We start from the raw sequence: 13,432 nt of genomic DNA on the forward strand, positions 1-13,432 counted from the left end.
CACATTTCGCAGGTAGATTACTCAGAATCGGCCTCCGGCTCTGTGTCAGAAATTGAATTGCAATGGCGAACGTTCCGTCCTCAATTGTCGTTTCGCCTGACTCGCCTGACTTTGCCTTCGGATAATGAAGCTGCACGCGAACTCTCGAACCACGTGCGGCTCGCTCAACTCGTCCCTTCACAGTGATCGTATAGATCGCACATTCTGCGTATCCACGAGAAACACAGCCCGCCAGACTAATCCATAAAGTCCAAACAATGAGGAGCAGGGGCACGGATCGCATCGACATGAGCTTCACTCCTTGAGCATCCGCTCTAGGCACCGCTACCTTTTGTTCGGCATATTTTATGCGAAAGAAGGCATGCTAACGATTCGTTCTGCCATAGTTGTTGTTAAATCGCCATTACACTCACGACAAACTGCTTTTGATCGTTTCCTTGGTGGATAGTCGGCTACCCGGAAGTTGCGATTGAACGGAGAGTAAGTTCCGTGTTGCCCGTTACTCGCCAGCAAAGCTGGAATCAGGTTCGTTCATCGTAATCGAGTCTGGCAGAGCCTTGGCTGCCGCGCCGCCTGACCTACTGTCATGTCTTACCACCACGGTGCACCAGGAGACGGGTAACCAGCCTTCCCGTTTTGGGTTTTGCTTCAGACTTCCATGTAAAGGGTGGCCCATCCTCGCGCGCTGTTCGCGAGGTGGGATTCGAGCGTGGTGAAACCCGGCGAGCGAGTTTCGTGCTCCTATGCGATTTTTTGTCTGATTCTCCGCGTTGACTTTGTGTGCTGGGGTGCGACGTCCGTGGCTTGGAAGGCGCGGATGGATTCTTCCAGAAGCGCCTGCAGGTATTCGCCGATCTTCAGCGTCTCGGGTATGAGCGTGCTCAGATTCATGACCAGCAGGTTTTCCTGCAAGACGGCGCCAATCACCCGGTTCAGGATGCGCGTCTCGGTTACCAGAAGCGGTATGGTATAGCGCTGCCGCGCGCGATCGGCGCCATGCACTGCTGCGGCGCTCAGGGATTCGGCTGCGACATGCGTTTCCCCGGCTTCAAGGGCATTGGCGAGGTCATTCAACAGCAGCGGCAAACGATCAATGCGTTCTTCCTTGCTGATCGGAACTGCGGAGAGCCTTGGGTCTGCTTCGACCTCCTCAAGCCAGCGCTGAATAATTTCGTTGGAGTTTTCGAGGACTACATGCCATGCCTGCTTGCAAGGCGCCTGGCCGCAAACGCGCGGATGGCGGGCTTTCTCCTTGAGCGTAGCGATCAGCGTGGGAATGTCGGCAGGCTTGGTGAAGTAATCGTCCACCTGCTTGCGGATAGCTTCGAGCGCCGTTTGGAAATCCGGATATCCGGTCAGAATGAATGTGGCGGCGCTCGGCTGAATTCGGCGCATGGCGCTGACCAATATGAATCCATCGGCCGGGCTGCCGATGTTCAGATCGGTGAGCAGCACGTCGAACTCGCGATGGCTGATGAGCTCCAGCGCTTCCGGCACCGATGCCGCCACCGTTACGTCGAACCCCTGCTGTTCCAGGATCGCGGGAAGGGTCATCCGGATCGCTCTTTCGTCATCAACGAATAGCACGCGTGTCTTGGGAGTTTGCAAATCTTGGTTCTCAGTTCTCACAATCGGGTTAGATGCTTCCAGTGCTCCTGCCCAAAAAAAATAATTGCTCGGATGTTTGCGGCAGCCTCTTGCCCGCCGCTGATTGCTGATTGCCGGGTACTCCGTCGGGTGCCTTTGGCTTACATCCGCGGTTGAAGGCGCGCCAGACGAAGTCTTGTGCATGATCACGGCGAAGGCGGGCGCGGTTTGCAGGAGTTACGCGCTCCGGATTGTCGTGTCCGGAGCAATGATCTTTCAACACCGAACCTGGTTCGGTGCTACCACGGGTCAAGATTACCAGTCAACGAAAATTTCATTTTGGAACTCAGGCGGCTCGGGCAGAGTGCTCGTCGCAGTCATTGGACGCTGGCGCGAGCAACGGATGCGAATTTCAGAATTCACTGCTTATTCACTGTTATTCACTGTTCTTGGGGGCGGGGAAAAACTGCGAATTTCCGTAATCCCTTGACGCGGCAGCGGGTTACGCGGAGTTGTCCGTTGCTCGCCACCCTTTTGTAAAAAAATTCGCTGTTAAATTCGCTGATAAATTCGCTGTTCCGCGAACACCAGTGAATTCGGCCAGTTTGAAACTCAGTCCGTTGCTCTCAGCAGGAGGGGTCGTGGAGTGTTTGGATTGCAGCTCGCGTAAGCTGCCGGCGCTTGGTTAGAAGTCGTGTGATGTCGGAGAAGCGAGTGCGCCACGAGATGGCGCGAGGTTGGGCCGTCCTTATTTCACTAGCCGGCAGGCATCTGCACTCAAAGGATTATTGCCTAAGACTCAGATCCGTGAGCAGCCTGATAGCGAGAGCGACGGCGCTCGACGACTTGTTTTTGCAACACTTTCTCCACCATCCGCTCAACCTGGGGCATGAAGGGTTCCTGATTGAGAAGCGCAACCTTTCCGCCGCTGTGTCCCATCTGCAGGGCTACTTCGTTCCAACGTAACAGAGGCGAGGTGATGGGAATTTGAATCGATTCGCGTGAGGGCTCAGGCTTCAGCAGATATCCGACCCAGATCAGCAGCGACGAGTAGTAAGCCATCGGCAGGAATTGTGACCAGAGTGGGAACTTGCTGATGTGCGAGGCGGCTAATGCGCTGTAGACAACGATTGTGCAAAATGCATCGAACCCGAATCCCAGGGCGAACCCAAATACCCGATTGCGCATGGAAACGCCTAGATGCTGAGAGCCGATGAACAGAAAGATCAGTAGGGCGCATTCCATCACGCCGACAATGCGCTCGAAGTCGTGGACACCGGTCGCTAACCAACGGTGTGGGGCTCCAACTGAAGAAGCTGGGTTGCTGATGAAGACCAGAAAGCCGATGAAGAAGACAGACCCAGCAGCCCATTTGAAGACGATCTTTGCCAAATCCTGAAGTCCCGCGAAGGGCGTGAATGCGGCGCAGAAAATCTCGTAGAGAACTGCGAGGGCAGCCATGTTCGCCAGTGCCGTGCCTACCCAGTACACCGAAAAGTACGGCCACGAAGAGAATCCAAACTTGCGATAGCAGACAAAGCGAACCACGTTGAGCAGGGTCAGAAGGATGAGGTAGGAAGCAAAGAATGCAAACTGCTTCAACAACTTACGTCGATACAGCAAATAGACGCAAAACAGCTGGAGAATCGGGCAGGACAGCCAAATCAACGTTGCTTGAAGTGTTAGGCCGGGCATTGTCCAAGCTTGCGAGGAGGATATTCCCTTGCCCGGCCTATCTTCAAGCAGAAAGTAAGGGCTCGCGTAGTGCCCCTGGAAGGCGCTAGTTGACCAAGCAACCATCCGGCGGGCAGATCGGCACCGGGTCGCCGCCAGCGTTGCCTGGTCGGTTTTGCGAAACTCCGGCAGTGGCGACCACTACTCCTAAAGTGAGAGTTGCAAGTAACAAGCGAAACTTCTTCATAATGTTTTCCTCCAAACAACAAGCAGGTAACCCGCACACATGCACTGGAGGTTACCTACTTGCCGACAATATCAACCCCGATGCGAGATTCCCAACAGGTTTTTCCTCCAGAGCTTCATGCAACGAGTCTGAAGAACATGGCCTCCCGGGCTCAGAGCTATAGCATTTTTCGTTGACAATTCCATTTCGGCAGATGACGCAGATGAACCCTCGAAAGGGTTGTGAAATCGAGCGATTAGCGCTCTACAAGGCTTTTAGAATCAAATTCTTGTAAATTGGTGGCCGCGGATGCGGCAGGCTTTCCACTGAGGTGAGAAATTTCTAATGGCCTGGAAGCCTGAGATCAGATTGCGAGTGCTGATGGTCAGAAAAACCGGTCCAAGCCAGCTCGGCTAATCGTATCAAGATGGTAATTTTGGGTCGATGGTCGACCCAATGCTCAATCCTCTCAGGAATTAAGTCCCCGGGTGGTATTCGCGCTCGGTATGACCGGCCAATTGTGAGCGGTAAAAGTAGACTTCGCGCAGGTTCCCGGTGCTGTAGCGCGTTGCCTCATCGTTGAAATGAGGCGACGAGGGATGGCCGCTCTCACCGCCGGCAGTGACCGCTTTGGCGCGTACGCGGTCTCCAAATTCCACAACTGCAACAAAGCTGTTGCCGCTGGTGCCGTACCACCTCTTTGTTCCCGGATAAGCGCGTGCTGCGAAGGACGCCAGCGATCCCCAGCGCGAAGAGGTGAAGCCGACGGGAATGCTAGGTTGCGAATCAGCGAAACGCTGAACAATGTCACCATTAAGCCGCTGGTATCGGTTGATCTCGCTCCAGGGAGTCTTCCAGCTTCCGAACTCAGTCGCGAGTCTGTCGGATGCCGCAGCGAATGATTCCAGGAGCTGCTGCGGCGCTGCGGCGCTGACCGTATCGGCAGTCAAGCCCGTCTTTCGCGCGTCAATGTCTAATCGTCTTTGGACATCCTCGCCCCAGAAGACAGCCAACGATGTAGCAACAGATGAGCTCGACCAGCGAAGGTCCCACTTGCGCAGAACTTCGATTTCATCTGCCAATCTGGCTTTCAAGGGATTGTCGTCAGCCGCATTCTCCCAAGCTTTAACCAAGGCTGGAATCGGCTTCTCAAACCAGGTCAGATAGCTGTCGTATGCCGCGGCTATGAGGGAATCGAGAGTGAAGTCCCTGGTTCCCTGTAACACCCGGATGGCGTGCAGTCCACGGGCTGATTCACCGCCGGTTTCCACGTATGCAGGATAGTCTTCTCGTTTTGGGCTGCTGGGGCCGGCAGCGGACCATGGCCAATTGTTGCAGTTATACAGCCAGCCGCTTTTTGGGTTCAGCAGATGCGGCGTTTCATCAAGGGAAAGAACTCCATGCCATTCGGTTGCAGGATTGCTTCCGTCCACCGGCTTGGTCCAGTCGAAGCCGGTATCCCGTTTTGGGATGAAGTTGCCGTGGAAATATGCGATGTCGCCAGCGGAATCGGCGAAGATGGTGTTGTTCGACGAGTTCGCCTGAAGTTCCATCGTCCTCCGAAAAGACTGATAGTCCTTCGTCTTTGTGCGGGTATAAGACTGGATCAGCTGCTTTACTGGTTCCTGCAGCAACCTGATACTGATCCACTTTCCACCGATCTCGCCGATGATTGGCCCGTGGTGAGTGCGATAAATGGTGAACTTCCTGGTGGCTAGACCGTGGTCGGTTTTATAGGGCACGGCGATTTCGGTTACCACGACAGGTCGCTCTTCATTCCCATATTTGTAGTAGAGCCGATCCCCCTTTTTTTCCACGGTCTCCAGGTACTCGTCGATGGCGTCAACGCCACTCGAAGTATGCATCCAGCCAGTGTGCTCGTTGAATCCCTGATAGATGAAGAATTGACCCCAGGTTGCGGCGCCGTAGGCATTCAGTCCTTCGTCGCTCACCATCTGCAGTTCGGACCGGAAAAAAAACGAGGTGTGCGGATTGATCAGCAGCAGAGCGTGATGGCTGAGAGTGTTCGAAGGCGCAATCGCCATTCCGTTTGATCCTGTCGGTTCCGCGGGTTCGGCGTTGTCGGGCAAGAATGCGTCACTCACTTGGGTCTTACCGTAGAACGCCTCAAGCTGCTTAAGGTTCACCCGCTCTATGTCGCCACCGATGCTTCCTTCGGTGAAGGTGAGCGCCATCCATGGCTCAAATCGCTCGATGACTCTCGGTTTAACTTCCGCATGCTTAAAGAGGTAGTAATTCAGTCCGTCGGCGAACGCTCCCATGAGGCTCTTCAGCCACTCGGGACTCGATGTGTATTGCGACTTCATCGCATCCGGATCGATAAAGAGCTTCATGCGCAGGTCCTGGTATATCTTTGACTCACCTTCTGCTTCCGCGAGCCGTCCTATGGCATTGATGTAGTTAGTCTCAACGCGATTGAAGTCGTCCTCGGCCTGCGCATACATCGCTCCAAACACGGTATCGGCATCGGTTTTTCCGAAGACGTGCGCGATTCCCCAATCGTCTCTCACGATGGTCACGTTGCGTGCCCGTCGTTCCCAGCGCGCAAGCTCATTTTTTTCCGGTGCTGCAGTGGCAAGACAGGATGATGCTATGAGGAGGACGAAGAGAATTTTCTTCATTAGGCTTGAGGCTCCACGAATCGACAAACGTCCATTCAATATCACAGTGAGGCGGGTAGACAAATCTCAGACGGATCTCTAGCTCAATATTCTGGCTAGAAATCCTTTCATGCCAATCGATGTGAGGAGCGCAAGGGAAACCGTCAGCGCTAAGAGACTGGCCCAAACTGGCATATGGGGCAGGGAAGGCGTCAATGCGGTTCGCAGGCCCTCGCTCATGTAGACGAGGGGATTGAGCAGAACCACGATTTGCAGCCAGCGTACGTGCGCAAGCAGCCCCCAGGGGTAATAGACGCAGCCTAGAAACGTTACGGGAACCACGATAATGCCGAAGATCAGTCCGATCTGCTGCGGTTTCACGGAGACGCCGATTGTCAGACCGACTGCGCCTGAGACGAGACTAGCCAGCAGCACGACTACTATTAAAGTTGCCCAGTTAGCAACGTGCACGTGAACTTGTTTGGCCGGAATGAAGTAGACCAGCGGAAAGATCACAATGGCGGCGAAAATGCTCTGGATCGCGCTGAACACGATTTTTTCAACCGCGACCATTTGGACGGGCAAAGGTGACATTACCCGGTCGTGAATTTCGCGCGTAGCTCCGATCTCAACCGATAACGGCAGCGCTGTGGCCATGATTCCCTGAAAGAAGATGCCGACCGCGATTAATCCAGGAAGGATTACTGTGCCAAAGCCAACTCCACCAGGGCTTTGGAATCCTTGTCCCATTTTGGGGAACAAATACGTGAAGACGAACACAAACATCAGCGGGTTCATCACTGTGCGAATCAGGAAGGCAATGAACTCTCGGCGGAGCACGCTCAGGTCGCGCAGCAACATACCCCAGAACGCCCGCCATCGCAGGGCAGAACTATTCACGCAGGTCCCTCCCCGTGAGCTTGATAAAGACCGTCTCCAATGAGGTTTCGTTTACCGAGATGTCGCGGAGATTATTTCCAGCAATCTCCACGATGCGGGGCAAAATTCCGTCACTGCCTGTGGTAAATACGCGAAGGCCTTCGGAGAAGCTTTCGACCGAGGCCACTTCCCGTAGTTGCTGCAAGCGAGCCGCGAGGGCAGAGCCATCGGCCTGACGCAGATGCAGCTCAAAAATTTTCTGCGCTCCAACGCCGCGCTTTAGTTCTTCGGGAGTATCGCAAACCAGGATCTTTCCATGATCGATGATAGCGACTCGGTCGCAGAGCTCATCGGCTTCTTCCATATAGTGCGTTGTAAGCAGGATGGTGATCCCTTGTTGCCGAAGCGTCCGAATGTTGTCCCACAGCGCGAGACGTGATTGCGGGTCGAGGCCGGCGCTGGGCTCATCAAGAAACAGGATTGTGGGATTGTGAGCGATGGCGCGGGCGATTTGCACGCGTTGCGCGAGGCCACCTGAGAGCTCCCGTACAAATGACTTGCCGCGTTCACTGAGCTTGAACATCTCCAGCAACTCGCTGGTGCGTTTGGACGCTTGCGAGCTGCCGAAGCCGAAATATCGGCAATGGAAGTAGATGTTCTCCCAGATTGTGCACTGCCGGTCGAGGGTGTTGTATTGCGGCACCACGCCCATGTAACGACGCGCTTCAGCGGGATGAGCTATGACGTCGATGGCGGCAACCTGAACCTTTCCTGAAGTAGGAAGCGAACGCGTGGTGCAGACGCTGATTGTGGTTGATTTACCGGCTCCGTTTGGTCCAAGCAGCCCGAAGAGTTCTCCGGTCGCGACGCTTAGATCGATGCTCTTAACAGCTTCGATCGGTACTTTGCCCGTATATGTCTTGTAAAGCTTTTCGATGCTGACGATGGGTGCAGTGGTCACGACGCTTTGCCAGACTCGCTCAATTGTAAAGCCTTCAATCGACGAGATGAGATAACAGATCGAGACGCGATTTCGAACTCTGCGACGAGAACCGACTAGAGCACAGCTTCCCTGGAGGAACTGCTCGGCAACTAGACGCTCTCGCCAGCAACCGCTGTCTGCACTTGCGGGGTCACAGCCGCGACGCGACGAAGACGGAAGTCTCCTCGTTCGAATACTGTTGTGAGTGCGGCTACAACGCGAGGATCAAATTTTGTATTCACCAGCGAGTTGATAATGCGCACGACGTATTCCGGGTCCATGGCGGCCTGGTAAGGACGATTGGTGGTCATTGCATCGAAGCAATCGGCAACCATGATGATGCGGGGCGTGAGCGGAATTTCGTCGCCCTTGAGACCATGAGGATAGCCTCGACCATCCAACGATTCGTGATGCAGTTCAATTCCGGGAATCATTTCCTTCAGCATCTCGACCGGCCGAAGGATCGCGGCGCCTTTCGTCGTGTGCGTCTTCATGATTTCGTATTCATCGGGGGTGAGGGCTCCGGGCTTCTTGAGGATTCGGTCCTCGATTCCTATCTTGCCGACATCGTGTAACTGAGCTGAGATGCGGATCTTTTCGATTTCCTCCTCGGGCAGCCCGAGTTCCTTTGCAATCAGCACTGAGTAGCGAGTCACGCGGTCGGAGTGACCGCGTGTGTACGGATCCTTTTCGTCAACCGCGCCCGCAAGCATCTGAATAGAACTCATAAAGAGCGTCCGATTTTGTTCGGCGGCGCGCTTCAGGTCAAGCACGAACCGTTCCAGATCAGAAGTCATGGTGTTGAACGTGTCGGCGAGCTCGCCGATTTCTGTGCGGCTCTTCAACTGGACACGTCGTGAGAAGTCTCCTCGGGCAATGGCGCGGCTGGATTCGGTGAGGGTCTGGAGAGGGATAGCGAGTTGCCGCGCAGCAAAGATTCCGAATCCAACACTTAGCAAAATTGCTAGTGATGCAAACAGTCTTGCCTGATGCTGCATCTCGAATACGCTTTGATATGCATCAGCCTGTGTCTTCTGAGCAATGACTGCCCACTGCAGCGACGGAACCGGGCTGAATGTCCCAAGCATGTCGACAATGTGTTTGCCCCGCATCATTGCGAATTCGCTAGTGGCAACCAGTCGCGCGTGCGCGCCCTGATCAACGAAAGTTCTCACCAGCAGATTGGTGGTCATTTCCTGGCCGGTTGCATAGTGGCTGTCGGCGCCTGCAACCAGTCGTCCCTGGTGGTCAACTACGAATGTTTCCAGCCCTCCCTTACTGGCATCCCTGAGGCTATTGATCAGATATTGCAGATCAACCACTACTCCGATCATTCCCAGGAAATGGTCGTTGCTGACGACGGGCGAGCTGACCAGCATTGTTGTGCGTTGATCCTTGCCGGATCCCACTGTGAGCGCTTGCCCGTTGTAGACGCGGCCCTCTCGAGCTGCCATGAAGGCATGCTCGAGTTCGCGCTGCACAAATGCGTCGGGAGCGATGCGTCCTGCCGAAACACCTTTCCCTTCATCGTTTAGAAGCGTGGCGTAATCGAGGATATCGGACGAAGAGGTAAATCTTTCGACAAGCGCTCGCAGTTCAGGAGTGTTGACATGGTCCGCAGTAAGATTCCCGCCGCTGGTGACCAACACAGCCGCAGAGAGATTTCCGAGAGAGCTCTGCAGCGTGACTTGACGATGTTCCACATCGTCGCTGAGTGACTTTGTAACCGTATTCTGCAGTAGCTGCTCGTTGATCTTGAGTCGTTCACGATTGATCGCGACAACTTGAGTGCCATAAAAGTACAGCGGCACGACGCCTACGAGGATCAGGACACCAGAAATCAGGTAGAGCAGCGGTATACGGTTGGGTAGGCGCATGGACTTTCGGAAATTGGACGGAATTCTACCTTGATTATCTAGAAACTCCGGATGTCTAACTACGTTCTCAGGCGTTTTACTGATTACTTCGGGCCAAGGTAGATGTGAGGTGTCATTCTTCTTTGCCGGGCCGACTCATGAGTTCCCGGATTGCGTCTTTCGGCGATTTCTCTTCGTGCAGCAGGGCATGTATCTGCTCGGTGATAGGCATCTCGATGCCGTAGCGGGACGCCAATCCGAGTGCAGCATCGGTAGTAAGCACTCCTTCCGCGACCATTCCGTGCATGCCGGCCATGATGTCCCGCAGCTTGCGGCCGCGTCCCAACTCAACGCCGACAGTACGATTGCGCGACAGTCCTCCGGTGCAGGTCAATACAAGATCTCCCATGCCGGCGAGTCCGGAGAGGGTTTCCCGGCGAGCGCCGCAGGCTACAGCGAGGCGCGTGATCTCTGCCAGACCGCGTGTTATCAGCGCTGCGGCGGTGTTGTGGCCGAAATTAAGGCCTTCGACAACTCCGGCGGCGATTGCGATTACGTTCTTCAGCGAGCCGCCAAGTTCCACCCCGGGGACATCATCGGAGGTGTAGATGCGGAACATCGGATCGCTAAATTCTCGCTGAACCAGGGCCGAAACACTTGCATCAGTCGAGGCAACAGTGAGCGCCGTTGGATCTCCTCGCGCGACTTCTTTCGCAAATGTAGGCCCGCTTAGCGCGGCCACCCCCTTTATTCCGGCTGCATGCGTTGCGATTTCAGTCATTCGCTTGTAGGTGCCGTTCTCGATCCCCTTGGTTGCGCTTACCACGATCTTCGCGGTTGGTTGCAGGGCCTTGATTTGCTCATAAAGGCATCGGGCGTGATGTGATGGCATCACGGTGAGAAGTATTTCTGCCCTGCTGAGAGCGTCCGCGAGAGAGTTTGTTACGTGTACCGCTCCGGGGATTTGACAGCCTGGAAGAAATAGCGTGTTGCTTCTCTTCTTCTCAATGGACTCGCGAACTTCGGGCTCATAGGCCCAAAGTTGGATCTGATGCCGGCCGCCTCGCGCGAGCACGATCGAGAGTGCGGTGCCCCACGCTCCCGCTCCGATCACTGCGATGCGGCTCAAGCGCTACTCCGTGCCGGTACAGGAATGGATCGTCGCATTAGCTCTTGTGGAACTGCAGGCGGTTTTCGGTCCCATCAAGTAGACGTCTTATGTTGGCCTTGTGCTTGAGAATGATCAGTAGGGAAGCGCCTAACATCACGGCAAGGCCTGCCGGCGAAGACTGGTTACGATAAAGAAAAAACGCGAGCAGAGGGAATACCGCGCTGGCGATAATGGAGCCGAGCGAAACGTACCTGGAGATCAAAACGGTCACGAGAAAGACGGCGAACACCACGAGAATGGCTCGGGGCGCCAATCCGACGAAGGCTCCTACGGCAGTTGCAACCCCCTTGCCACCGCGAAATCGCAGCCAGGCAGGAAAGACGTGTCCGAGAATTGCACACAAAGCCGCGAGCGACGCGGCTAGTCCAAGATCGATTCCCGCGACCCGTAGGCTCACGAGTGATGCAAGGAGTACGGCGAAATAACCTTTCAGCGCATCGAGGAGCAATGTCGCGACGCCGAGCTTTGCCCCTCCGGAACGCGCAACGTTAGTGGCGCCAATGTTCCCGCTCCCGGTGAGCCGGACGTCTTTGCCGAGCAGCACCCGAACAAGAATCAATCCGAAAGGGATTGAACCCAACACGTACGCAACGAACGCTAAACCGAAATAGACGGCGATATGCATGCGGCTTCAGCAGAGATTAGTGCAGCGGAAAACTGGCAATCTTGCTGTATGAAGCGCCTTTCGGCGACAGCTTGCTTTCATACAGATGGAATTCCTTTGCGGTCATTGTACCGAAGCTCGGGTTCAGATCTGGTAACACCGTATTGACGTTTCGTGTCCGGCTCCTCTCCATGAAACGCGCAAGCGTCACGTGAGGAGTGAAGGCGCGCTTCTCGCGTTCGAATCCTAGCAAAGTTAATGCTTCATCAGTACCTTCAGCTAAACTTGCAAGCTCCGGGCCAGAATGAAGCCCGACCCAGAGAACACGTGGCGATTTCGGATTGGGAAAAAACCCGATATTCCTCACGGAAAGCTCAAACTGCCGAGCCTTGACCTTCTGCAGAGCACTCTCGATGGAGACGCGTCGCTCATCAGCTACATTACCGAGAAACTTCAGGGTAACGTGCAGTCCTTCTGGACGGACCCAACGCGCGTTAGCCAAGCGATGCTTAGCTTGATTGACGAACTCCGAAATGCGATTGCGAATTTCTGGAGAGACCTCGATGGCAACAAACAAACGCATTTCAAAGCAGCTTTCGCCGCACAAGATCGAGTCCGGTGAAGCTTGCCCAAAGGCGGATGCGTTCGCGATCTCCGGGCATTCGGCGTTCTACAACTTCGTGCTCATTGCCGTCTGAAATTGCGACGTATACCAGCCCAACAGGCTTTTCCGGAGTGGCGCCCGTGGGACCGGCGATTCCCGTGATTCCCACTCCGAAGGTGGCTTTCGTGCGCTCTCTTATTCCTTGTGCCAAGGCGATCGCTACCTCGCGGCTTACGGCTCCGTGCTCCGCGATTAACTTTGATGGAACTCCTGCGAGCTTGGTCTTCAATTCGTTTGAATACACCACGGCGCCGCCAAGAAAGTAACGCGAGCTGCCGGGGACAGACGTGATGCGTTCCGCCATCATGCCGCCGGTACACGACTCCGCGACGGCAAGCGTCGCGCCACGCATCTGCAGGAAATAACCAACAATCTTTTCGATCGGTTCGCCACTGCTGGAGATCACACAATCGTCTAATTCTTCCTCGATCCTGTCGGCCAGTTCTTCCACTCGATGATCGGCTTCCGCCTGCATATCTGCGCGGCTTTGAAGATGGACTTGAACTTCACCGCCGTGCGCGAGGATTGTCGTTTGCACATCCGGAACCCTCGTGTAAATAGGAGCGATGCGAGCGTCGCATGCCGATTCACCCATTGCGATACGCAGGAGACGTTTCGCAATGAATTGCGGTGGGAGAACCTCCTTCAGCCTCGGGAAACATTGAGCATCGAACAATGGCTTCAGCTCGTGCGGCGGCCCGGGGAGGAGCATGACGTAGCGACGATCGCCCTCCCAGTTCGTCTGCAACCATTGCGCCGGCGCTGTTCCGTTGAGATTACGCAAGAGAACAGCGCCATCGAGAACGTCCGCCTGACGAGAGTTGTTATCGGGCATCTGCATGCGACGTTCTGCGAAGCGCTTGTAGAGTTCAGTGATAATTTCCGGATCGCGGTGCAGTTCGATCCCCAATGCCTCAGCAACTGACTCTCGGGTGAGATCGTCTTCCGTGGGGCCGAGTCCGCCCATGAAGATCACGATCTCGGCACGAACGATAGCGATGCGTGCCACCGAAACCAAGTCGGAGCGTGAATCACCAACAACCGTCTTGAATCGAACTTGCACTCCGAGTTCGTTGAGTCTCTCGGTCAGAAATAGAGAATTCGTGTCTTGGCGGAATGGGGTCAGCAGCTCCGAGCCGATGGCGATAATCTCGGCGTTCACGTTTGC

12 protein-coding genes are annotated in these 13,432 nt (G+C 55.0%); 1 reads left to right on the plus strand and 11 read right to left on the minus strand.

The window, feature by feature from the left end; all coding sequences use genetic code 11:
- A partial coding sequence (locus DMG62_12550) for a hypothetical protein (GenBank protein PYY22554.1) occupies nt 1-289 on the minus strand: 289 nt, incomplete at its 3' end.
- A gap of 452 nt (nt 290-741) precedes the next feature.
- The gene (locus DMG62_12555) at nt 742-1,791 is read right to left on the minus strand and encodes a hypothetical protein (protein ID PYY22555.1); all 1,050 of its coding nucleotides are present in this window, start codon (nt 1,789-1,791) and stop codon (nt 742-744) included.
- Between DMG62_12555 and DMG62_12560 the strand changes: the two genes are divergently transcribed.
- Complete coding sequence (locus tag DMG62_12560) at nt 1,790-2,077, plus strand: hypothetical protein (protein ID PYY22556.1); 288 nt, start codon at nt 1,790-1,792, stop codon at nt 2,075-2,077. The genes DMG62_12555 and DMG62_12560 overlap by 2 nt on opposite strands.
- A gap of 302 nt (nt 2,078-2,379) precedes the next feature.
- Here DMG62_12560 and DMG62_12565 read toward each other — a convergent pair whose 3' ends face one another.
- The 9 genes from DMG62_12565 to DMG62_12605 form a co-directional block, all read right to left on the minus strand.
- Nucleotides 2,380-3,282: a hypothetical protein gene (locus tag DMG62_12565; protein PYY22557.1), complete on the minus strand. Its 903-nt coding sequence runs from the start codon at nt 3,280-3,282 to the stop codon at nt 2,380-2,382.
- Nucleotides 3,283-3,963: 681 nt separating this feature from the next.
- Complete coding sequence (locus DMG62_12570; protein PYY22558.1) at nt 3,964-6,129, minus strand: acylase; 2,166 nt, start codon at nt 6,127-6,129, stop codon at nt 3,964-3,966.
- 78 nt (nt 6,130-6,207) lie between these two features.
- Nucleotides 6,208-6,969 (minus strand): ABC transporter permease, encoded by a 762-nt coding sequence (locus tag DMG62_12575; protein PYY22559.1) that lies wholly within the window; start codon nt 6,967-6,969, stop codon nt 6,208-6,210.
- A 31-nt stretch (nt 6,970-7,000) separates the two neighbouring features.
- On the minus strand, nt 7,001-7,948 hold the full coding sequence (locus DMG62_12580) for a daunorubicin ABC transporter ATP-binding protein (GenBank protein PYY22560.1): 948 nt from the start codon (nt 7,946-7,948) through the stop codon (nt 7,001-7,003).
- Between the two features lie 131 nt (nt 7,949-8,079).
- Entirely contained in the window at nt 8,080-9,846 is a 1,767-nt protein-coding gene (locus DMG62_12585) for a hypothetical protein (GenBank protein ID PYY22561.1), read from the minus strand.
- A gap of 112 nt (nt 9,847-9,958) precedes the next feature.
- On the minus strand, nt 9,959-10,954 hold the full coding sequence (locus tag DMG62_12590) for a glycerol-3-phosphate dehydrogenase (GenBank protein ID PYY22562.1): 996 nt from the start codon (nt 10,952-10,954) through the stop codon (nt 9,959-9,961).
- A gap of 37 nt (nt 10,955-10,991) precedes the next feature.
- Nucleotides 10,992-11,621: an acyl-phosphate glycerol 3-phosphate acyltransferase gene (gene plsY / locus DMG62_12595; protein PYY22563.1), complete on the minus strand. Its 630-nt coding sequence runs from the start codon at nt 11,619-11,621 to the stop codon at nt 10,992-10,994.
- Nucleotides 11,622-11,637: 16 nt separating this feature from the next.
- Complete coding sequence (thpR, locus tag DMG62_12600; GenBank protein ID PYY22564.1) at nt 11,638-12,183, minus strand: RNA 2',3'-cyclic phosphodiesterase; 546 nt, start codon at nt 12,181-12,183, stop codon at nt 11,638-11,640.
- Nucleotide 12,184: 1 nt separating this feature from the next.
- Entirely contained in the window at nt 12,185-13,426 is a 1,242-nt protein-coding gene (locus tag DMG62_12605; protein PYY22608.1) for a competence/damage-inducible protein A, read from the minus strand.
- Nucleotides 13,427-13,432 lie beyond the last annotated feature (6 nt).

The organism is Acidobacteriota bacterium, assembly GCA_003225175.1.
Lineage (GTDB): Bacteria > Acidobacteriota > Terriglobia > Terriglobales > Acidobacteriaceae > Gp1-AA112.

Coding starts and splice junctions, on each gene's coding strand:
- DMG62_12555 (PYY22555.1), bottom strand. CDS start 1,791: ATGCACAAGACTTCGTCTGGCGCGCCTTCAACCGCGGATGTAAGCCAA.
- DMG62_12585 (PYY22561.1), bottom strand. CDS start 9,846: ATGCGCCTACCCAACCGTATACCGCTGCTCTACCTGATTTCTGGTGTC.
- thpR (PYY22564.1), bottom strand. CDS start 12,183: ATGCGTTTGTTTGTTGCCATCGAGGTCTCTCCAGAAATTCGCAATCGC.
- DMG62_12570 (PYY22558.1), bottom strand. CDS start 6,129: ATGAAGAAAATTCTCTTCGTCCTCCTCATAGCATCATCCTGTCTTGCC.
- DMG62_12560 (PYY22556.1), top strand. CDS start 1,790: ATGATCACGGCGAAGGCGGGCGCGGTTTGCAGGAGTTACGCGCTCCGG.
- plsY (PYY22563.1), bottom strand. CDS start 11,621: ATGCATATCGCCGTCTATTTCGGTTTAGCGTTCGTTGCGTACGTGTTG.
- DMG62_12575 (PYY22559.1), bottom strand. CDS start 6,969: ATGTTGCTGCGCGACCTGAGCGTGCTCCGCCGAGAGTTCATTGCCTTC.
- DMG62_12565 (PYY22557.1), bottom strand. CDS start 3,282: ATGCCCGGCCTAACACTTCAAGCAACGTTGATTTGGCTGTCCTGCCCG.